The sequence below is a fragment of the Vibrio ostreae genome (assembly GCF_019226825.1).
Taxonomy (GTDB): Bacteria; Pseudomonadota; Gammaproteobacteria; order Enterobacterales; family Vibrionaceae; genus Vibrio; species Vibrio ostreae.
This window is the reverse complement of the sequence record NZ_CP076642.1, coordinates 1257863-1278568: the sequence shown is the minus strand read 5'-3', so window position 1 is coordinate 1278568 and position 20706 is coordinate 1257863. Positions and strand designations below refer to the sequence as shown.

Annotated in this window: 22 protein-coding genes and 2 pseudogenes; 9 read left to right on the top strand and 15 right to left on the bottom strand. The window is 45.6% G+C overall.

Annotation, left to right across the window (positions count from 1 at the left end; translation table 11 throughout):
• Nucleotides 1-57 precede the first annotated feature (57 nt).
• On the top strand, nt 58-777 hold the full coding sequence (locus KNV97_RS05580) for an SIMPL domain-containing protein (protein WP_218561735.1): 720 nt from the start codon (nt 58-60) through the stop codon (nt 775-777).
• A gap of 172 nt (nt 778-949) precedes the next feature.
• The gene (locus tag KNV97_RS05575; protein ID WP_136487440.1) at nt 950-1477 is read left to right on the top strand and encodes a L,D-transpeptidase family protein; all 528 of its coding nucleotides are present in this window, start codon (nt 950-952) and stop codon (nt 1475-1477) included.
• 153 nt (nt 1478-1630) lie between these two features.
• On the opposite strand, the gene astB is transcribed toward KNV97_RS05575, so the two are convergent.
• The 4 genes from astB to KNV97_RS05555 form a co-directional block, all read right to left on the bottom strand.
• On the bottom strand, nt 1631-2971 hold the full coding sequence (astB, locus tag KNV97_RS05570; RefSeq protein WP_218562138.1) for an N-succinylarginine dihydrolase: 1341 nt from the start codon (nt 2969-2971) through the stop codon (nt 1631-1633).
• Nucleotides 2972-3224: 253 nt separating this feature from the next.
• Nucleotides 3225-4268 carry an arginine N-succinyltransferase gene (gene astA, locus KNV97_RS05565; RefSeq protein WP_136487441.1) on the bottom strand — a complete coding sequence of 348 codons (1044 nt, stop codon included), beginning with the start codon at nt 4266-4268 and terminating at the stop codon, nt 3225-3227.
• A 38-nt stretch (nt 4269-4306) separates the two neighbouring features.
• Entirely contained in the window at nt 4307-5323 is a 1017-nt protein-coding gene (locus KNV97_RS05560) for an arginine N-succinyltransferase (RefSeq protein ID WP_218561734.1), read from the bottom strand.
• A 661-nt stretch (nt 5324-5984) separates the two neighbouring features.
• Complete coding sequence (locus KNV97_RS05555) at nt 5985-6413, bottom strand: DUF2000 domain-containing protein (protein ID WP_136487443.1); 429 nt, start codon at nt 6411-6413, stop codon at nt 5985-5987.
• A gap of 374 nt (nt 6414-6787) precedes the next feature.
• Between KNV97_RS05555 and KNV97_RS05550 the strand changes: the two genes are divergently transcribed.
• Together KNV97_RS05550 and arfB are read left to right on the top strand one after the other, a co-directional pair.
• Nucleotides 6788-7213 (top strand): universal stress protein, encoded by a 426-nt coding sequence (locus KNV97_RS05550; RefSeq protein ID WP_136487444.1) that lies wholly within the window; start codon nt 6788-6790, stop codon nt 7211-7213.
• A gap of 125 nt (nt 7214-7338) precedes the next feature.
• A pseudogene (gene arfB / locus KNV97_RS05545) lies at nt 7339-7751 on the top strand (alternative ribosome rescue aminoacyl-tRNA hydrolase ArfB).
• On the opposite strand, the gene KNV97_RS05540 reads toward arfB, so the two are convergent.
• Both KNV97_RS05540 and KNV97_RS05535 read right to left on the bottom strand, forming a co-directional pair.
• Nucleotides 7728-7931, bottom strand: a complete 204-nt coding sequence (locus KNV97_RS05540; protein WP_218561733.1) for a hypothetical protein — start codon at nt 7929-7931, stop codon at nt 7728-7730. The pseudogene arfB and the gene KNV97_RS05540 overlap by 24 nt on opposite strands.
• Before the next feature lie 83 nt (nt 7932-8014).
• Nucleotides 8015-8827 carry a TSUP family transporter gene (locus tag KNV97_RS05535; protein ID WP_218561732.1) on the bottom strand — a complete coding sequence of 271 codons (813 nt, stop codon included), beginning with the start codon at nt 8825-8827 and terminating at the stop codon, nt 8015-8017.
• Between the two features lie 100 nt (nt 8828-8927).
• Between KNV97_RS05535 and KNV97_RS05530 the strand changes: the two genes are divergently transcribed.
• Nucleotides 8928-9836 carry a LysR family transcriptional regulator gene (locus KNV97_RS05530; RefSeq protein ID WP_218561731.1) on the top strand — a complete coding sequence of 303 codons (909 nt, stop codon included), beginning with the start codon at nt 8928-8930 and terminating at the stop codon, nt 9834-9836.
• Between the two features lie 91 nt (nt 9837-9927).
• On the opposite strand, the gene KNV97_RS05525 is transcribed toward KNV97_RS05530, so the two are convergent.
• From KNV97_RS05525 to KNV97_RS05515, 3 genes are all read right to left on the bottom strand, one after another.
• Nucleotides 9928-10563: a LysE family translocator gene (locus KNV97_RS05525; protein ID WP_218561730.1), complete on the bottom strand. Its 636-nt coding sequence runs from the start codon at nt 10561-10563 to the stop codon at nt 9928-9930.
• A 326-nt stretch (nt 10564-10889) separates the two neighbouring features.
• Nucleotides 10890-11249 (bottom strand): GNAT family N-acetyltransferase, encoded by a 360-nt coding sequence (locus KNV97_RS22195; protein ID WP_407701870.1) that lies wholly within the window; start codon nt 11247-11249, stop codon nt 10890-10892.
• Nucleotides 11250-11526: 277 nt separating this feature from the next.
• On the bottom strand, nt 11527-11997 hold the full coding sequence (locus KNV97_RS05515) for a GNAT family N-acetyltransferase (RefSeq protein WP_136487449.1): 471 nt from the start codon (nt 11995-11997) through the stop codon (nt 11527-11529).
• 339 nt (nt 11998-12336) lie between these two features.
• Here KNV97_RS05515 and KNV97_RS05510 point away from each other — a divergent pair, with 339 nt between their 5' ends.
• Nucleotides 12337-12750 carry a VF530 family protein gene (locus KNV97_RS05510; protein ID WP_218561728.1) on the top strand — a complete coding sequence of 138 codons (414 nt, stop codon included), beginning with the start codon at nt 12337-12339 and terminating at the stop codon, nt 12748-12750.
• Between the two features lie 144 nt (nt 12751-12894).
• Here the strand turns inward: KNV97_RS05510 and KNV97_RS05505 are convergent, their stop codons facing one another.
• The 3 genes and pseudogenes from KNV97_RS05505 to KNV97_RS05495 all read right to left on the bottom strand — a co-directional run.
• Nucleotides 12895-14145: a DEAD/DEAH box helicase gene (locus KNV97_RS05505; protein WP_218561727.1), complete on the bottom strand. Its 1251-nt coding sequence runs from the start codon at nt 14143-14145 to the stop codon at nt 12895-12897.
• A gap of 260 nt (nt 14146-14405) precedes the next feature.
• Complete coding sequence (locus KNV97_RS05500; RefSeq protein ID WP_218561726.1) at nt 14406-14651, bottom strand: hypothetical protein; 246 nt, start codon at nt 14649-14651, stop codon at nt 14406-14408.
• A gap of 75 nt (nt 14652-14726) precedes the next feature.
• A pseudogene (locus KNV97_RS05495) lies at nt 14727-14795 on the bottom strand (putative quorum-sensing-regulated virulence factor); the annotation flags it as partial.
• A gap of 258 nt (nt 14796-15053) precedes the next feature.
• Between KNV97_RS05495 and KNV97_RS05490 the strand changes: the two are divergent.
• Both KNV97_RS05490 and KNV97_RS05485 read left to right on the top strand, forming a co-directional pair.
• Entirely contained in the window at nt 15054-15548 is a 495-nt protein-coding gene (locus KNV97_RS05490) for a GNAT family N-acetyltransferase (protein WP_218561725.1), read from the top strand.
• A 166-nt stretch (nt 15549-15714) separates the two neighbouring features.
• Nucleotides 15715-16437, top strand: coding sequence for an HNH endonuclease (locus KNV97_RS05485; RefSeq protein ID WP_218561724.1), 723 nt, complete (start codon nt 15715-15717; stop codon nt 16435-16437).
• Between the two features lie 78 nt (nt 16438-16515).
• On the opposite strand, the gene KNV97_RS05480 is transcribed toward KNV97_RS05485, so the two are convergent.
• Genes KNV97_RS05480 through KNV97_RS05470 form a run of 3 tightly spaced genes read right to left on the bottom strand, consistent with a single transcriptional unit; the run spans nt 16516 to nt 19291 of the window.
• Nucleotides 16516-17202 carry a hypothetical protein gene (locus KNV97_RS05480; RefSeq protein WP_017789163.1) on the bottom strand — a complete coding sequence of 229 codons (687 nt, stop codon included), beginning with the start codon at nt 17200-17202 and terminating at the stop codon, nt 16516-16518.
• Between the two features lie 3 nt (nt 17203-17205).
• Complete coding sequence (locus tag KNV97_RS05475) at nt 17206-18318, bottom strand: hypothetical protein (protein ID WP_218561723.1); 1113 nt, start codon at nt 18316-18318, stop codon at nt 17206-17208.
• Nucleotides 18311-19291 carry a hypothetical protein gene (locus tag KNV97_RS05470; RefSeq protein ID WP_061900404.1) on the bottom strand — a complete coding sequence of 327 codons (981 nt, stop codon included), beginning with the start codon at nt 19289-19291 and terminating at the stop codon, nt 18311-18313. The genes KNV97_RS05475 and KNV97_RS05470 overlap by 8 nt, the downstream gene beginning before the upstream one ends.
• Before the next feature lie 649 nt (nt 19292-19940).
• On the opposite strand from KNV97_RS05470, the gene KNV97_RS05465 reads away from it, so the two are divergent.
• Nucleotides 19941-20702 (top strand): ABC transporter ATP-binding protein, encoded by a 762-nt coding sequence (locus KNV97_RS05465; RefSeq protein ID WP_136487145.1) that lies wholly within the window; start codon nt 19941-19943, stop codon nt 20700-20702.
• Nucleotides 20703-20706: the final 4 nt, after the last annotated feature.

Genomic DNA, 20706 nt, shown 5'->3' with positions numbered 1-20706 from the left:
TAACGATTCCCCGTCAGCTCGTCTACGCTGACGGGAGAATCGATTTCGGAGCGTATTATGACCCAGTTAACCACTAAATCCTCTCTTATCCTTGGCCTGTGTCTGCTACTAGGCCCTGCCACCCTCGGCTACTATGTGCAGCAATCGGCGGTTAAGTTTAAAGAATATGAACGGGTCGTCACCGTGAAAGGCCTTTCAGAGCGTGAAGTCGCAGCGGATACCGTGATTTGGCCGATTCAGTTTACTCTGGCAGATAACGACTTACCCAGCCTGTTCACCACGCTTGATCTGCAGACCCAGCAAGTGATGCAGTTTCTGGCCCGCCAGGGCATCAGCGCCGATGCGGTATCACTATCCTCTCCTGCGGTGATCGACAAAAAAGCTCAGCAGTACGGCGGAGATTCTCCGGTTGAATTGCGTTATCTCGCGACCCAGTCGCTGACGGTGTACAGCCCGAATGTTGAACTGGTGCGCCAGGCCATCAGCCAGATTGGTGAACTGGGTAAAGAAGGCATCGTGTTTAACGCAGCCAACTACAATAGCCAGATTGAATATCTGTTCTCAGGACTTAACGAGATCAAGCCGGAAATGGTCGAAGAAGCGACGCTACAGGCTCGGCAGGTTGCCGAAAAGTTTGCCAAAGATTCGCAAAGTACCCTGGGCAAAATCAAACGCGCGACGCAGGGGCAATTTTCCATTTCTGACCGGGATAACAACACGCCTCATATCAAGAAAGTGCGCGTTGTATCGACCATCGAGTATTTTTTGTCTGATTGAACCCGCAATAGACCAGCTGAAATAACCAATTGAGTGCTGCTGGTCTCACATTTTGATTGGCCAGCCGCAATCCGCACTGGCACTGAACGTAAAACTGCCCGCATAATAGAGTCCTCATTTGCCTTGGTTTACCCACTGTTCCGCTGGAATAGCCGTTACTCACGAACTCGTTATGCGAAAAAACAGCACCCTGTCTGTGACCTTATTGTCATTGCTGCCGACTCTATTCAGTGCCGCCACCTCTGCGGACGGGCGCTTTGCACCGGTTGCAGCGCTGAAAGCCGATCTGGTGCAGGTCGATAAATCCAAACGCCGTATGTACCTGCTCGAGCAAGGACGGGTGATTCGTGAATTTCGGATCGCACTGGGAAAATCCCCTAAAGGTCACAAAGTTCAGGAAGGCGACCAACGCACGCCGGAAGGACGTTACTATCTCGACTATGTCAGCGAGCAGTCCGGCTTCTACCGTTCGATGAACATCAGCTACCCCAACCAACAGGATCTCAGACGCGCCGAGTCAATGGGCGTCAACCCCGGCGGCGCCATTAAGATTCACGGCCTCAAACAAGGATTCGACGGCCGTCCCGAATACATCCAGAGTTTCGACTGGACCAATGGTTGTATCGCTCTCACCAATCGGGAAATGGATGAATTCCTCAGTTTAGTGGACAGCGGCACACCTATCGATATCGAGTGGTAGCCCCTATGCTGAAGGAAGATGACGAAACCCTGACGGCTACCGCTGATCTGCAGTGACCTGGTTAAAGCCTAATCACCCACTCTCAAAGCGTGACGATAAAAAGTAAAATGCCCGGTTACCCGGGCATTTTTTCTGTCGGTGTTTTTGGCAACATTACTGCTGGAACGGATAAATCGAGCCCAGCCCCATAATTTGGGTCAGCTCATCGAGTGCCGTACGGTTTTCTGTCAGCAATTGCGGGTCAGCAAGGTCCGCTTCAGTCAGTCGGTCACGATAATGTTTACCCACCCAGTGAGTCAGTGACTGATACAACGCATCATTCATCACTGCGCGTTGATTTGTTGCCTGTAATTCTTGTTCGGTCAACACAACTCGTAAACGCAGACACGCCGGACCACCACCGTTACACATACTCTCACGCAAATCAAAGACCCGGATGTCACGGATAGGCCCGCCACTGGTAACCAGCTCATTGAGATACATCCATACCCGTTCGTTATTGCGCGACTCCTGTGGCACCACTATCATCATGCTGCCATCCGGCTTGGTCAGTAACTGGCTGTTAAACAGATAAGTATGCACCGCGTCTTGTACCGACACCTTGCTGGTCGGCACTTCAATCGGGGTAAACTCAGCGCCAACCCGAGCCAGCTTGCGCTCAATTTCAGCAAACGCCGCAACCTGGTGATGAAACGCTTCCTGATGGTGGAACAGCACCGGGCCATTGCTTACCGCTATCACATCATTATGGAACACGCCCTGGTCAATGACCGCCGGATTCTGCTGCAGAAACACGGTATTGTCGTCATTGAGCTGATGCAGCCGGGCTACCGCTTCACTGGCTTCGCGGGTTTGGCGCGCCGGGTATTTTTGTGGCTCGATCTCACCGCCAAACGCCTGACGGCCATAAACAAAAACTTCAACGCCGGCGTCACCGTAACTGGCACACAACCGGTTATGGTTGGCCGCGCCTTCATCACCCATGATCGCCTGTTGCGGCAGAGCATCATGATGGGAAAAATGGCGATCATCGCGGAAAATGGCCTGCAGAGCACGTCCTGTGGTGCCATCTTCAATCGAACGATGAAACTTGTTATTCAGATTCGCTACGGTGAAGTGCACTTTGTGATCGGCAGTATCAGCAGAGGGAGAGACAGTTGCCGCGTTCGCAACCCACATGGAAGAAGCCGAACTGACGTTAGCCAGCAGGCGCGGCGCTTTTTTAGCCGCTTGCGCGATAACCTGGGCATCGGTACCACTGAATCCGAGCTTACGCAATGTGTGCACACATGGCCGCTCCTGCGGCGGCAGAACGCCTTGCTTGAAGCCCATATCCGCCAGAGTTTTCATTTTCTCCAGGCCTTGCAGTGCAGCCAGTTTCGGATTGGCCACCGCGTTCTTGTTGGATGTGGACGCAACATTACCAAACGAAAGCCCGGCATAGTTATGGGTCAGCCCTACCAGACCATCAAAGTTTGCTTCATAAGCGGTCACATCTGGCTGCTGATTGGCGGCCATTTCTGACACCGAATGGGATGACACTGTATGTTGTGACATAGTCTACTGCTCCTTATCACCTGTACCTTCTCGCGGCCCGTCTTGACTACGCGTGCCAGGTATTTATTAATCGTAGTCGGTACTGACTAATCGTATATGTGGGGTACACATCGTTTTGGATAAATTGGCTTGAACACGGCCATCTGGTCTCACCGAAAGTCCAATCACATCAAATCTATTCATGGTCCGGTCAGCCCAGACCATGATGTTTTTCCCGTGCAAATAACGGCGCAATTCTGACCACCTCACCCGCGGTGACATTGAGCGCGTCAGCCTGCTCGGCGGTCAGTAAAATTTCGTCGCGGGTGTAGGGCTGATTGGCGACAATGGCACGATAATGCTGGTAACTCTGGTTACCAATCAGCAATGGCGTTACGCCCTCTTCTGCGTCGTCAACGACCGCGACGCGGCGCGTTTCATGGTCACGCACAATACGCAGATCTTTGGTATAAGCCTCCAGAGTCGGGCCCGCATCGAAAATATCGATATACCCTTCATAACGCATGCCTTCGCTTTCCAGAATTTTTCGCGCCGGCAGCGTGTTCTCATGCACTTCAGCGATAACCGCTTTTGCCTCATCGGTGAGGAAATCGACGTAGAACGGGTGCTTTGGCATCAGTTCAGCAATAAACGCTTTCTGACCAATACCGGTCAGGTAATCTGCCTCGCTGAAATCAATCGCAAAGAAATGGCGGCCTAAGCTTTCCCAGAACGGAGAGTGACCATTTTCATCCGAGACGCCGCGCATTTCCGCGATCAGTTTGTCAGCAAACTTGTCTTCAAAGGTGGCCATAAATAGCATGCGCGATTTGGAAAGCAGATGGCCATTCTTACCCTGACGATAATCCGGGTCGAGGAACAAGGTGCAAAGCTCACTGTTCCCAGTATGGTCGTTGCTGAGGAACAGGGTCGGCATCTGGGTGTAAACATTCAGTTCTTTCGATGCATGAACCAGCGTACCAACCCGAAAATCGTACCAGGCTTCTGTCAGTCCAATCGCCACCTCGATGCCACTGATCCCGACCACCTGTTTAGTGACACTATCTTCCAGCACAAACAGATAACCCTGCTCGTGCAGCGGCGCACTGCCTTCCCAGGTCGCGATCATGCGCTCAATACGATCGCTGATGCGCTGTTCATTATTAGGCAATGAAGTAAAGCCTATCCCGGTTTTGGTCGCGAGATGGAGCAGCGCCTGTTTATCATCCCTGTTGATCGGACGAATCACCATCATAGTTTTCATTCCTTGTCATGGTGTTGAAAGAGAGAAGATTACAGTGGCAAAAACCACACTGACTGGCCCTGTTGCAGGCCGGCTTCTTCACACTTTCCTTGTTCTAAAATCAGTTTCTTGCCGGCAAAATGCGCAGGTACTATGGTGGCGCAGAAGCCATCCGGGCGCATAAAACCTATTAAAAACGGTTTGGCTGTCGCCAGTCCATCTGTTGCACCAGCCACACAGGCATGTTGCTTACCATGCCAGATAGACAAGGTATCGCGCCGCGCCGTCATGATGGCGCCGGCATCGAAGATCTCGACGTATTTGTCGGCTTCAAATCCCTCGTCATTCAGCAGGCTGAATTGCAACTGCGCGTCGCCGTGCACCTGACCCAGCGCCTGCTGCGCCTCTTTGGCCAGCAAGGGCACATAAAGAGGATGATGAGGCATCAGCTCCGCAATAAAAGTCTTGTCCCGCGTGCCGTTGTAGTATTCGACCTGGTTGTAATCCATGCCAAAAAATTTACGGCCGACGTGTTCCCAAAAAGGAGCCCGACCCTCAGCATCTGCGACACCCGGCATCACCGCCAGCCATTGATCCGAAAAGCGCATAGGAAATGCACTCATGAACAGCAACCGACCCAGCGTGACCAGTGCAGCATAAGGCGTGTCACGCAAAGACGGATCTACATAAAATGAACAGAGTTGGGAGTGGTCACTCAAGTCATGATTCAACGTCAGAGCCTGAATCCGGCTGTGGACGTTCAGCGCGCGGGAAGAGTGAATCAGCACATCTTTGCGCAGTGCATAAAAGGGTTCCTGGCACCCGGCCAGTGCATTGATAGCACCAGTCCCCATTAAGCGACCGCTACGAGCATCTTCCAGCACGAAGAAATAAGCCTGATCTCCCGGAGCTTCAACGTCCTCGGAAAAAGAGGTCAGTGAGCGTTCAATCTTCTGAGTCAGATGGGTATGTGTAGCCGGCAGGGTGCACACCATTGGGCCACTGTCCTGGGCCAGACGTTCAATATCACTCAAATCGCTGAGTTGAGCGGGACGAAATAAATACATGTCATATCCTTATCTATGCAGGTAAACCCTGCCCAATCACTCCGGATCGGTCTTCATAGCCTGATCGTTGATTTCCAATACTGTCAGGAGCGGATTTCAATTAATCTTTTGAGACTAAGGTTAAAATCGAATAGTTAATCAAAACTAAAGCGCCTTAATGAAAATTCATGCATGAAAAATCACTATTTAAATTAAATCTATTCCACTTATTCCATAAAAATAATCTCAATCTTGGCAGCTATAGTAAAATTAAACCTGATTAGATATCAACAAATTAAATACACCAGAAACATAATTACAACAAAAACAAATGAGAAAAAAATAGACAAGCAACTGTTTAATAAAGATTTATTTTGTTTTATGTTTTTCTTTACTCTCTAAAACCGGAGATAACTCTTGCATGATTTATCACAAATCTGACAAAGATATTTTATTTATAAAATCTGCATAAAAATATTATCAAATGGCCGAATTAATTTATTTATGCCATTAATAAATAATGCGTAAGGAAGGAAGTTTTAGTCTGACTTCGTGTGTAACGCTGATCCGCACAGCCGTAAATTACGGATAAAAAAACACCAGAGTTTTTCTGGTGTTGGTATTCAGCCGACTTTAGCTTGAGCGGCATCAGACGCTCCTGTCACTGTGCTAGATTCACGCTTTATTTGTAGAGACTCAGCTTCGAAGTAAACTGCTGAATTGTTTCGGTATCACCAAACAAACAGATGCCCCAGTAGTCGAGCTCTGACTCAGGAGTCTGCTGCGTCAGCGTTTGTTGCTCGGCAGAGCCTCCTTGTGCCATGGTATGGGTAAAAACGGTATAACGAATCCCCCGCTCACTGGCATCCTGTTTCACTTTGCGGATTTTGTTAGAATTGTCGGCTTTCAGTACAATGAAGGGGTAATGGGAAATGTTAGGCAAAATATGGCCATCAAGGTCACGATAGTCGACGTACTCGGTACCCTCACGATGCAGCATGTCAGCCAGACCGGCGCTAAGATGTCCCAACACGTTTAGACTGCGGCCCAAATCGAGTTTTTTGCTCAGTACAGCGACATAACGCTGTTGATTCTCATCCGGTAGGTTCACTCTTTTCTCCTTACTAAGCTTCTCACTATCTATGCATATCAAATTGATTATCAATCTGGCGAGCAGAGTACTACTCCTTGTACTTATCGAGATGGGGTCTCAGTGACTCTCGCCCGCCGCCTCGTCTGCGACTTGCTGCCGAGGGCTCTGCGTTGTAACAGGCGATAGGTAATACTCTGACCCTGTGCAGATTAAACATATAGCGTTCGATAAACAAGTCTTTAGCCCTGTGCAGCGCCGCACTGCCAACCCGTGCTCGCCGCGCAAAAACAGGCCACATCGAGCAGAATTTTTGCGGTTCTGTTAGCACAGCAACACTATTGTTCGCAGTAAATACTATGATATTCAAAGTAACTTAACGAAGGAGTATCGTAATGAAATATCAACATATCCTGGTCGCTCTGGAATTGGAGGAAGAGAGTAAACTGTTGATTGATAAAGCAGTCTCTTTTGCCAGCTTAGTCGATGCTGATGTGTCTCTGGTTCATATTGATGGGACGAAAGGGGAAATCTACCAACAGCTGATCGACATCCAGGCTGAGCCGAAACAAAAACCTTTGGATGAGCATTCAAATAAGATGCTCAAGCAGTTACAACAATACTGTGAATTCCCATTCAAACACTTTTATGTCGGTACCGGGGATCTGAGCAAAAAGCTGGAAACCCTGATTGCCAGCGATAACTATGATCTGCTTATCTGTGGTCATCACCATGATTTTGTCAGCAAAATCGTCTCCTACTCGCGCCACCTGATCAATAAGTCTCCTATCGATATTCTGGTGGTACCGATTCTTGATTAGCGTCGGCCAGCGATTTTGCAGCCTGGCCAGTAAATCCAGTGACGCAGAAGGTAGCCAAACGCCACCGGACTGCTTAGAATGTTGCAGACACTCTCTGCAACATTTTGTCTGGTTACGCGTGATTTATGCTACAAATTTCCAATAACGTTTCTCTTGCCGACTGGGAAATCGAACTCTCGGCCATCCGAGCCATGGGCAGTGGCGGCCAGAATGTCAATAAAGTCTCCAGTGCCATTCATCTGCGTTTTGACATTCATCGCTCATCGTTACCCCAGTTCTACAAAGAGCGCTTACTGGCCCTGTCTGATTCAAGGCTGACCAAAGACGGGGTCATTGTGATTAAAGCGCAATCTTACCGTACGCAGGAACAAAATAAAGAAGACGCACTGAACCGGCTAAAGGAGATGATTATCGCCGCCATGGTGGTCGAAAGACCCGGCGGGCAACCAAACCCACCAAAGGCTCGCAACGACGCCGCGTCGATACGAAAACCAAACGCGGCGCCACTAAGGTATTAAGAAAGAAAGTGGATTACTGACCGACTTGATGTCAGTAGGCAAAAAGTGAAACCAAGCTTAACGGTGATACAGCGCGCGGCATCCAGTCCGGTATCATCAAAACAAGCAATCACTACGGCATCAAAATCCGGCTGCACCTGAATCACCTGCAACATACCCGGCTCCGCCATCGCTTCACCTCCTTTATCAGCGAGTTTCACAGAGCATGCCGACAACCATTGAGTTTATAAGCAACTCAATGCCTAATAATTCACATGATATTACCTGTAAAGGATAGATAACCTCAGGTCCACCAAATCGCAGCCACATTCTCGTAGATCAACTTTGTTGTCATCAGAACGGTCACCGAGATAAACACCGGACGCACCAGGCGCGTGCCAAAACGCATCACAAACTTACTGCCAACCACAGAGCCGATGATTTGTCCGGCTGCCATCAACAAGCCAAGCTGATAATCCAGCTGGCCCAGAACGATGAACAGGATCAGAGAAATCAGGTTACCGACCAGATTCAACGGCTTGGTCGCCATGGTGGCCTGCTTGAGGGTATAACCGAGCAGAGCAACAAAACCGAGCATCCACAGCGAGCCAGTCCCCGGGCCAAAAAAGCCGTTATAAAAGCCAATCAACAATCCGGCGACCAGCATAAACTTACGGTTAGACCATTTTGCTTCACTGGCCTCGGTGGCTTTTAAACGCCTGGACAAAATGGAATACAGGGTAATCGCCACCATTAACACCGGCAACAACACTTCCAGCGCCGCCTTATCGATCAGGCTGACCGCCACAGCGCCGGATAAAGCCCCAATAGAAGTGAACAGCACACCCAACATCATTCCCTGCAACGGAAACTGGCGGCTGGCAATAAACATCAGCGAGGTGGTCATTTCCCCAATCACGGCCTGTAACCGGTTGGTCCCCAATACCACCATGGGCGGCAAACCAGCCAGCATCAGAGCCGGTACGGTAATCAAACCGCCACCGCCGGCGATAGCGTCCACCACGCCGGCAATAATGGCCACAGCAAATAAAAACGCGTATACCCACTCGCGGTGAGCAAGCAGTTCACCACTACTCAAAATAACCTCACTGTGCATGTTTTCCTCAACATCAATCGCAGACAGAGCGCTATTTGTATCACCAGCTAGCATGTGGTTAAATTAATACATCCTTATTCCATCATTAAGGTCAGACTTAATGGTCAGTTCACAAGATATCGAATTCTTTATTACCATCGCTGGCAGCCGCTCACTGGCGGCGGCGGCGCGTAAACTCAACGTCACACCGCCGAGCGTATCGCAGCGTTTGCAGCACATTGAGCGTAAACTGGAAGTAAAACTGGTCGACCGCAGTGCACGTTTTATTGCGCTCACTCCGGAAGGCGAAACTCTGGCACGGCGTGGGCAGAACCTGCTGCAAGATTTAGAGCACCTGACGCAAGAGGTCGCCGACAGCAAACGGACGATTTCCGGGGATATCCGCTTAGTGGCGTCTTTAGGGTTCGGTGAAAAGCACATCGGGCCATTGGCGGCCGAATTTCAGCGCCAGTACCCACTGACCCGGATTGAACTCAACCTGTCTGACAATCCTAAGTGGGCGCAGCACAATAGTCCGGACATTATGTTTTACATCGGTCACCTGCAGGATTCTTCACTCAAGCGGATTGTGCTGGCCAAGAACCGTCGTTTACTGCTTGCCGCACCTGACTACTTACAATCCGCTCCAGCGTTAACCACGCCGCAAGATCTGGAGCAGCACCGCTGCATTGCGCTGCGCGAAAATGATGAAGATGCCACCATGTGGCGACTGACGCATGTGAACACCGGTCAGGTCAGCAGCGTGCGCATCAATGCCGTCCTGGCCAGCAATGTCAGCCAGGTCACTAAAGATTGGTGCATCAAGGGAGAAGGGATCATTCAGCGGTCGGAATGGGATGTAAAACAGGAACTTGCCGAGAAAACTCTGATCAGGGTTTTGCCTGAGTACCAATTAGCCGAGGCCGATATTGTCGCCCTGGTTGGATCTGAACGTCTGCACCGCTCCGATAAAGTCAGCGCCTTTCTGGAGTTTGTGCAACACCATTTACCGGCCCGTCTAGCCCTTTAGACTTAATCTGGTTTGAGTCAATCAGGCGCAACACCAACAAACAGACCCTCCAGGTCTGCTTGTTGGTTGCGGATCTGAACATCATCCTAAGTCAGCTCCTTGAACTCAGTAGTACGCCACCACCCATGGTAATAAAAATCCCACCGGTACATTTTGCCAGGTAATGCTGCAAGCGATGGCTTTTCAATCGCTGGTCGAATCGGCTGATGACCACAGCATAGCCAAGATGAACCGCAGTGACTATCACGCAAATAGTCAGATACATAATGGTAAACTGCTCTGCCGGCGGATGAGCGACATCTAAAAACTGCGGCAGAAATGCCGACAAAAATATCAGCGTTTTGGGATTACTGGCTGACACCAGAAAGGCCTCAAAACCCAAAGAGCGAGCGGATTTCTTGACCTGAGGTTGCTGTGTCTGAGTTAAATCCAATTTCGGCGCCCGGCTGGCACGTAAACTCTTAATGCCAAGGTAAATCAGATAGGCACCGCCCAGACATTTCATCACCAAGAACCAGGCTGGCAACTGGGCAAGAAGCCCGCCGATACCCACCGCCACCAAAGCAACAACGACCAACTGACACGACAGATTGCCTAAAATAGTCACCAGCGCAGATCGCCATCCATACTGCATGCCATTTTTCAGAACCAGAATAACGTTCGGCCCCGGGGACAAGGTAATAAGCAGATAAGCGAGAGCAAAAGCCAGCCAGAGTTCAATATCCATCAACACTCCTTTGTTTGATGACGGGAATATGCGAGACAATACTGCACCGTAACGATCTAAGCCAGCAAATAAGAATACAATCAGTGATCGTATTTCAGTGACTCGAACACCATATCCTGGCCTTCAATTTTTAGTGTCATGTACAGTTTGAGCAAGCACCAAGTTCTCCACTTGGCCTGCATTTCTTGTCGAATCAATTCAAAATAAATTCCTACGAAATTCCAGTTATTGCTATAACTCACAATTGGAAAAAACATTGTCAGATTGAATGACTTAATCGCATCAGTTCTAGTATCTTGAAAACCCTTAAACGTTTCTATGTACGTTTATATAATACGTTCCATTCTGACCAAGCCGTCAATTTCATCGACCTTTTCGAACCCAAACTTACGGTAAAGACTTATTGCCGGATTTTCAGAAAACACATTGATCCGAAGTCGATTTAACTTTTTATATTTTAACTTTTCTAGTGCGTACTCTAAACACGAAAAACCTATTCCTAGATTTTGATACTGGGTATCGATTTGCAGATCACGGATATAAAGTGCAGTTTCATCACATGAGAATCGAATTATACCAACCCATTTATCATCATACTTAATTGAAAAATTATCGAACCGGACCCAACTTTTTTCATATTTTTCTTGGTCCCAAGATAGGTTTCTAGCCAAATAATACGTGTGCATATTTAGTCGAGTTAACTCTTAAGCTAATTCGATTTCTGTTGCTTCATGAAATTCTATTTCCACCTAAACTCCAATTCATATAAGTACATAACGCTTTCTATACGGCCTTTTATCATTCTATCATGCGGTCTTTCTTATCGTAGTTCAATTAACAATCAGCATCTTAGCTAGAGATAAGGGGGATTAGACTAGAAAATGGCGTAAGAATTTAGCAAGTATAACTTTCAGATTTCCTCCCCCCCTTACAATATTGGCTACGCAACACTTGCACTATTTGTTAGTAAGCTGTTTCTAGCACCATTGGAACGTCGATCATTCCATCCCGATTGCGGATCCCGTCGATACGAATAAACCCAAAGCTCAAATATATTTTTTCAGCATTGACCGCTGAATTGACTGTAAACCTTCCTGAATTACCACTTATCATCGCTGCTGTTTTAACTCGTTCCCAGAGTTTACGCGATAAGCCTTGCCTCTGATAATTGTCGCTAACAAAAAGATGGTATAAATGCGATGAATCACGAATGCCCGCTACCCCAATAATTTCACTTTTTTCGTTAACAGCAACAAAATATTGGTAATTATCGGATAAATAGTTAGCCACATTAGCTTCTGACATTGAGTTAATCAGAATCTCCTGTGCAGATTTGTCACATGTAGGGCAGACATATTTTTTCGTCAAAGGAATAATTAAATCGCTGATGCCTTTTGCATCTCCTAGCGTCGCGTTTCTTATATTTACACTCATGACCTCTCCTACTTGCTTACGCCAACGAGACAACTTTACACCATTTTAATACTAAAATAATGTCACTATGACTATTTTAAAGCAATCAATTTACAACCCATCTCGTTAATTAATTCATAGTAACTCTCGCGTATACGGAAGCGCCCAAAGTTATGGGCTTTGGACATGTCTTCTAACAAACTTGGCGCAGACACCGAGTTCACTACTCAGCCAGTTTTTTCCAGTTAAGCAAGAAAATGCCTTCTTCCGTTTCTATCCAAACCATCACGGCCTAACTATCGATATCTCTGTACTCTATACTTTGCTAAACTCCGCCCTTTGATGAGCAAGGCCCCTGAAATGATGACTGACGAAGAGAGAATCGAACTGCAACAAAACAACCCGCTGCACGGGTTAAAGCTAGAGACGATGTTGCAAGAGTTGGTGGATTTTTATGGCTGGGAGATTCTCGATACAGCCATGCGCTTTAATTGCTTTAATACCAAGCCTTCCATTGCAAGTAGCGTGAAGTATTTAAAGAAAACCGATTGGGCGCGAGAAAAGTTAGAAAACTTTTACCTGTATCGCTTTAAGCGCATGCCACGCGCGAGCGAAGAAGAATACAATTTACCACCGAGAGCGCGCACTTTCCCTCATGGTCTTGAACCTAAAGAGCCGATGCCGCTAACTGTTGAATCCATTCTCAACTCACAAGCGAAAGCCGCATCTACATTTAAAAAACGCTCACCGCGCGGACGTTCACCACGTCGCTAGTCCCACTTGCTGTAAAGCAATAGAGCCCTGCTCAAAGATCCAGCAGGGCTCTATTGTTGTTTAAACGAACGGCCGCGAGTTACCCAACCGGTTAACCGCCGCTAAACAACGCGCAAAATTCAACGAATTTGTAGTTTACGTCTTCTACTGATTACGCGTTTTCTTGTTTTTACCTGTACCGGCTGGCTTTGCCCGTGGTTTCATGGGTGCAAAGTAGGCTTCACTTTGATCGTCTTCCACTTCAAAGCCCTTGACCTGCTCGCGTTCAAGCTGGAACTTGTTTTTCTTTTCTATCACCTTAAAGTGGTGGTAGTCATCGTAATCGATAAGAGACAGACCGAGGCCCACTTCACCCGCACGGCCACTGCGCCCGATTCGGTGCATATAGTCGGCAGGACTGCGCGGAAGATCGAAGTTAATCACCACGGGCAGTTTTTCAATATCAAGACCGCGCGCGGCGATATCGGTAGCGATCAGGACTTGAATTTCACCCGACTTAAAGCCCTCAAGCACACGAATACGAGCGCCCTGTCCTTTGTCACCATGGAAAACTTCCGCTGTGATGCCACGCTTTGACAGTTTTTGCGCTAAGTGGTTACAGGCATTCTTAGCGTTCACAAAGATTAAAGTCTGTCGCCATTGATGCTGTTTGATGAGGTGTGCGAGTACTGCCGTCTTCTCACCTTTATTGACACTAAACACGCGCTGCACCAAAGTGCTGGCTTCTGCACTCTGAAGCTGAACTTCAACCGGATCGTTCAGTAAGTGCTGAGCCAAAGTGGTGACTTTATCAGGGAAGGTTGCCGAAAATAGCAGTGTCTGTTTCTTCTCGGGCAGTAAAGCAAGAATCTTATTGAGTTCTTCGGTAAATCCTAAGCTCAACATACGGTCAGCTTCATCGAGCACGAGCGTTTTGACCTGGTCGAGCTTAATCGCGTTACTCGAGACCAGATCAAGCAGCCGTCCAGGCGTAGCAACAATGATGTCACTACCTCCGCGCAGGGCCAGCATTTGAGGGTTCACGGATACACCACCAAAGACGGCAACCGTTTTGATTTTATCTCTCAGATGATATGAGTAGGATTTGACGCTATAAGCCACCTGCGATGCCAGCTCACGAGTCGGAACCAAAATCAGATGAGAAACGACGTTGCCACGACGCTCATTGGATTCACTTTGCTGCAGAACTTTCTGCAGAATGGGCAGTGAGAAAGCGGCGGTTTTACCTGAACCTGTATTGGCCCCGCCTATCATATCCCGGCCGTCAAGCACATGAGGAATGGCATAGGATTGAATCGGTGTTGGTTGGTTATATTCTAACGCTGCTAGTCGCTCGACTAAGGTTGGAATCAGACCAAGATCGGCAAATGTCGCTTGCTGTGTTTTGTCTGTCATTACAATGAGTGGCTCAGTACTGGGTAAAGGCCGTGTATCTTATGCTATTTAGCACCAGGGTGTTAGCGATAATGCGCCAAACAGGGATAGTTTGGCGCAGAACGATAGGGCTCAGGTATTTCCTTTACCTGTATTTATTCATGCCCCTCACGATCAAAAACCAATCATGATGGCAGTGACGACTGACCACTTTACTCTTTTAAATAAAACCACATGGTATCGCGGAAGAACTCAGGGAAGCTGTGGCTGGTCACACTCACTTACTCTTTGGACTGGTGACCCGTCTTATTTGCAAGCTTTTGCATCGCCTCGGCAAAGGTTGTAGTCTCCCCTTTCGCTTTGACCTGCATTACTTTATACCCCAGCTTTTCCAACGCTTGGCGTTCTGCCACAACAGCTTTGTCATCTTGCTGACTACCTTGAGCAGGCTGATGAATGTAACATCCCTCTAGCTGACCATCTTCAACCAATTGGTGGTGTTTCAGTGCATCAATATCGAAATTCATAATAACTCTTTTCATTAAAAAATATGGCGCCTCGGTGACAGTTTACATTCGCTTTAAAGGTTTAACCACACCGTCTCAGCCTTCAATTTTGAGAGCCAAGCACAATTTGAGCAAATCGCCTAGTTCACCACTCGGCCAGCCTTTTTATCGAGGCCATAAAATAACAAACTTCTTGGGGAATCTTCTTTCGTTTCATCACTGTAACTCGTTTGTGCCCCATTGTTTGTTTCGAAGAGATTGGTAATCTACAAGTAAGCGTCCGACTGTATCCAAATTTTAGGAATGATACGAAGTATATGCTGACTCGGTGGCTATTTAGTTTCTAATTACACACTTTGCTTTACGAATAGTCTATGTAAGTGATAGTAATACCCTAATGTAGTGTTATGTCCTTGGATTTATATGGAAATAGAAAAAGCTAGCCTCTGTCATCTTGATGCGTTCCGAGATTATGTTGAGAAGTGTGTACAAGATGGAATTGAGTTATATGATGGTGCAAACCGTGACAGTGATGCTTATTTGAAAAAGCGAATTGGATATGCTGAAGGCGTTGGATTGCCAGAAGGTTGGCCTCCCATGTCAATGTATTTTTATGTTGATTCAGGAAAAATTCTTGGTGCTATTAGAATCCGTCACGGTTTCAATGAGTACATCAACAATGTTATTGGTCATATAGGATATGAGACCTTACCGCAGGCCAGAGGTAAAGGTATAGCAACTTCCATGCTACATTGGACTTTGAGAAATTTAGTTGATGAGAGTGTTATTATTTCTTGTGATATTAATAACATCGGTTCTAGAAAGGTTATAGAAAAGTGTGGTGGTAAGTACTTAAGCACTTTCTATTGTGACGAAAAAAAGAATCATATAATGCGATATCAGTTAAAAGCTGTCTAACTCAGTTTTACTGAGTTAGCTGCCAAAATCGAAATGCCCCAAAGTGTGCTTAAACAACATTTAAGACACGTTTCTTTTGTCATGATTTGACCTATTTCTTCTAATCATTAAATATGATTCAGTTACGTATTGAATATTTTTCACACGATGAACCGGAGGCAGTATAGTGGCTTTTAAACCCAAAATAGCCGAAATGATAGCTTATAGAGCTGCATATATATGTAGCAATCCAGAGTGCAACACTTTGACTATAGGGGCGACTATTAGCGACCCTCTGTTAAAAAATAAGAAGGGGGAGGCTGCTCATATTCTAGGTGAAAGGGTGGGGTCAGCAAGGCATGATCCAAACCCAAGCATAGATGTAGGTGGTGTAGAAAACGGACTTTGGCTCTGTGCTAATTGCCACACGTTAGTGGATAAAAATAAAGGTGTTGATTATCCTTCAAAAGATCTATTTGAGTGGAAAAAAGAGCACGAAGCAACTATATCAATGCTACTCAGAACCCATAGAAGTCCTCTTCCTCTCATTTCTCGACAATCAACAAACCGGAAAATTGCTCAAAATATTGTCGACTGTATTTCTAACAAAGGTGCTTATTTTCAACATTCATCTATTGAAGATCCAGCACATGTTATTAGTTCAATCGACCAAGTGAGGAATGCAATACAGAGAGAAGTTCGTAATATTGATTCCGATAAGCGCTTGCAGGGGATCTGTAAATCTATTCAAGACGCAAATAGAGAATTTATGAATGAGTTGTCAAGAGATAGTAGCTTATTAGATGCTTACCTTACGATACTCAGAAATAGAGTTGGTATTCAGTTGAAAAGACTAAGAGATGAGATAGGATGTGATATTTCTGGTCAAATCACATCTATCATCCCCTAATGCTCAGGTAAAGCTCTTGTCGAACTGGCTTGTCGCTATGCCACAAGCCAGCTGAAACACTATCACTGCGACCCTAAATTAGGAAGAGGGCTCAGCATGCCCCTCTAAAGCCTCTCTAAGCTTGTCGAGCACAAAGTTAACATTGGCAGACTTTAAGCGACAAACACCCAGCCTAGTCAACTCACATAATAACTCCAAATTGCCAAACTCAGCCTTAAATTTCACGCTATCAACTAGATACCGCTTATCTGCAATGATAGTAGTGAAATCATCTCTAATGTCTTTTATACCATTAACTGTAACTTTCGCAGTAGCACCCTGAGAAATACGAATGCCATATGAGGACAATTGAGTAACTTTCAAAGAATCAGCCGAGCGCTCCAAATAATCAACCCAACGTTCAGGGGCCACATTAACTTCAGACAGTACTAAACCTAAACCCGTCAAGTCGTGTAGTTTGTTTAAAAACTTCCTTAACGAACGAGGAGGGTTAGTGATGTACATATATTTTGAGTTCGAAGACCAGTTAAACTGACATGTGTAGTAAGTTACTGATTCAATTTCAGTAACTTCACCAAATGGATCTTCAACCACACTTCGTTGGACTTGCTTCTCAACGTATTTTCCTGAAAGCTTTGACGGAGTAGATACAGAAAGCAAAAAGCCCAAACCAATTTCTTCTGAATATTGTTGTTCCCTCATCAATCTTGACAACTCGATGAGAGTAAGAGGAAGTTCAGAGTATAGCCATTTTGCTTTAATCATTGTCTACACCTTCTTGTCATATGCTTCAATGGCTCTGGCCAAAGCCTTTTCTGATGCATCTCTAAGGTTCACGTTGTACTTCTCATTTTCATAAGGAGTCGCCGCTTTTCTGGTGACATTGTATTCAAGAGTTCTAGAGTTATATGGATATAGTCCTCTAACGGTGTACATAAATTCCGTGCATAAATCAGGTTGACCAAAACGAGCCTCAAACTCCACTTTTGGCCCTTCATGCGTGTTATCGATTGCTGTCCAGATAATTTTGTAAATATAAAAGCCCCGCTTATGAAGCTGCTTAAATTCTGTTGAATCTAACACGCCTTCTCCTGCCAGTGCTGCTTTATTGATATAGGAAGCTAATCTAGCTTCAACAGTATCATCCTCATCAAGCTCGTCTTTCTCCTCCTGCTCCAAATGATAAACATCCACACTAGAAACATTATCAAACTCAAAGTCAGGAACACCGCGAATTAAGCTATCAAAGAATTCACTTCTACATGCGGCATCTGTAATAGATTGTAACGAAATGGAAAACTCTTCTAGCTCATTGCCTGTATCTTTCACTACCTGCGCTTGAACAGCTTTTTTTAGCGTCTCAGAAACTTCTTTAGCTTTTTTTGTTGATGGAAGTTTCATCACAACCCCATCTTTACCTTTCTCAAGCTTTATTTCGCAAGTCTTAAGCGTGCGCTGACGCATCTCGGTTTTTGTGAAGTCATGATCAACATAACTAACTGTTAGCGTTGTTGTATCACCATTTTTAGTAACTTTTACAGAATCATCACCAATTGCAGTCAAATTCGCTTTTACTGCTGAGCAAGCCGCTTGGATTTGAGCGTCCTCTATTTCTCCCTTAAGTTTGGAATGCGTTGTTTTATCTTTCCTGTTTGGATTTTCTAGTAGCTTACCAATCCAGTTGAAATCAGAATGACTAAGGGTTAAAGAGCTGATTTTTTCAACTAACGCATCTTTAGAAGTGCTGCTAGAGACCAAAATACCTCTTCCTCTTAGGAATGAAACTAACTCACTATGAGTTACCTTCTTGTGCTGTAAAGCGTCAAATATGTTTTTATCAGTAGGGATATAAATGGAAGGACCAGTTTTGAGTTTAGACATCTTCTCGCATTCCTATTTCCATTGGATTAAAGCAAGTTGTGAACTTCGTTATACTTTCAGCTTCAATAGCCGCCATCTGTTTCTCACGGGCATCGTCATTGCCCCACATTTTTAGGTATTCACGTTTTGCTTTCTCAAAATTGACTGAGGCATGCTTACATGCATCAGTAAACCGAACTCGTATCGTGTAGTCACTACTGAGCATCTGATAGTGGGACATAGCGTCGATAAGATAAATAAACTCATCAACCGTTTCCCCTGACTGGTGGTAATAGATGACAAAACCACTATCAAAGTCATCCCCCGAACGATGTTTTATAATTAACCAAGGTGATGTTAACGCTTCAACTGTAGCTGGTTTATCCCATTCGTCACCACAACGACGTGCACGAATCAAATCAGGATAAAAGAAAGTGAAATCTTTAGGACTAGGAAAACTATCATCAGCCTTCAGCTTTTGCATATCACTTACGACGTCATAAAGACGTTTAATTAAGTGTGGCCCCATTACAACAATTTCTTTGTCTTCCAAAAGTGGGATTTCCCTAAAATCCACTCTTCCCAACAAGTCAGAAAAGTCATAGTCGTATTTGTCGTCGTGGTTGTAGATGAACAATAATCCTGCGACACTCCCAAATCCTACATCATCCAGAAGAAATGTATCTTGCCAACTTTCACTAATGTTTGCGCAATCAACAGACATTGCAAGTGATTTAAGAGCCTTTGAGACAGAACTTGTATTGATAGTACCAGCCTTGTAACTCTTAAGGTCAGTGTTTAAATATTTAGTATCACCCGAGTATGGGTCATCATAATAGAACACAACATCTGACGGGTGAGTAGATTTGCCATGATGCTCTGCCACACATTCCCAGTTCTCATCTTTTGGTAAGCAAGTTTCCCACTTGAACCACTTAAATATCTCATTGGAAACTATTTTTGCGAGTTTCTCTATATTTCCAGTTTCTGCCATTACTCATATTCCCTCGTACACACCACAACATAGTGCGTACTAAATAAGTTGTATAATGACGATGTTAATTCATTCTTAAGTTTGTAACAATTGACTTTGCGCAAAATATCAACACTGACCTGCACCAGTAACTTTGGACAAGTCGTTAAACTTAATAGCTTATGGTGCTTAGGTAGCCAGAGCACTTGTGCCTTCTCGTCCGAGTATAATCAAGTGCTATGTACTCGAAGATAGCTTGAACATATCTCCCTCTTACGGCATGGCTCATTGAGTTTGTCTATAGTGCCTTTAAATGAATTGATCCCACTATTACGAATTAGCTCAATATGTGACAGCACTGCACAGCTTCATAGGTTGTCTCTATGCTGAGCTGCACTAACAGTTCTGAACGACAGTTTTAGTGATTTGTTATACCTGTAGTTATTCATTAGTTGCTAATGTTCTATTTTCCGAAACTGATTTTTGTCCAAAAATAAGCCAGAAAGTATTTTGGACTGTTGTGATAAGCTCTGGTCTCGCCAATATCCTCATAAAAATCTACCTTTTAAATTCATACATCCATCGACTAATGGCAAATGAATTGTTATGTTATAACAATTCATTTGGTAATTAATATCATTTACTTTTTAAGGGAAATGGATTTGTGGCGATGTTAGAAGTCAAGCAACTAGGCACTCGAAGCCCGCAAGGCTGGAAAGCGTTGATTGATGCAACGTTTGAGGTCGCAGATGGTACATGTCTTGCGGTTATCGGAACCAACGGCAGTGGTAAATCGAGCCTGTTAAAATCGATTACAGGCGAATATGGCATAGTGCAAGGTGAGTTACTGATTAGTGGTTGTCAACTCAGAGAGTTATCCCCTCAGCAAAAAGCCAAATTGATTGCCGTCGTCGCTCAAAATGATTATGTCGATCCGCGTTTAACGGTACGTGAATACGTGAGTCTTGGGCGAGTGCCACATGCTTTCTGTTGTAGTCAAGGCGCTCACTTGGCTGCGGTTGATAACGCATTAAATGATGTAAAACTGCTCGAAAAAAGCAATCGAAAAATGGGCTCACTCTCTGGTGGTGAACAGCAACGAGCGAATATTGCTCGAGCTTTTGCCCAGCAGCCTCAACTTTTACTGCTTGATGAGCCAACCAATCATTTAGATCCTTTAGCGCGTCTAGAATTGCTCGCTCTAATAAAACGCAAAGGCGTAGCCTGTATCGCAGTATTACATGACTTACAACTGGTTGCGCCTTTCGCCGATAAAGTGGTTCTCATGGACAATCAGCGTGCGGTGAAATGCGGCTCGCCGGAAGAAATACTAAGCAACCAATATATCACGCCAATATTTGGGTTAAATGTGCTGACTTTTCAACACCCACATCTCAACAACGCAGTTCATCATTTTGAAGCTGCATCTTAATCAC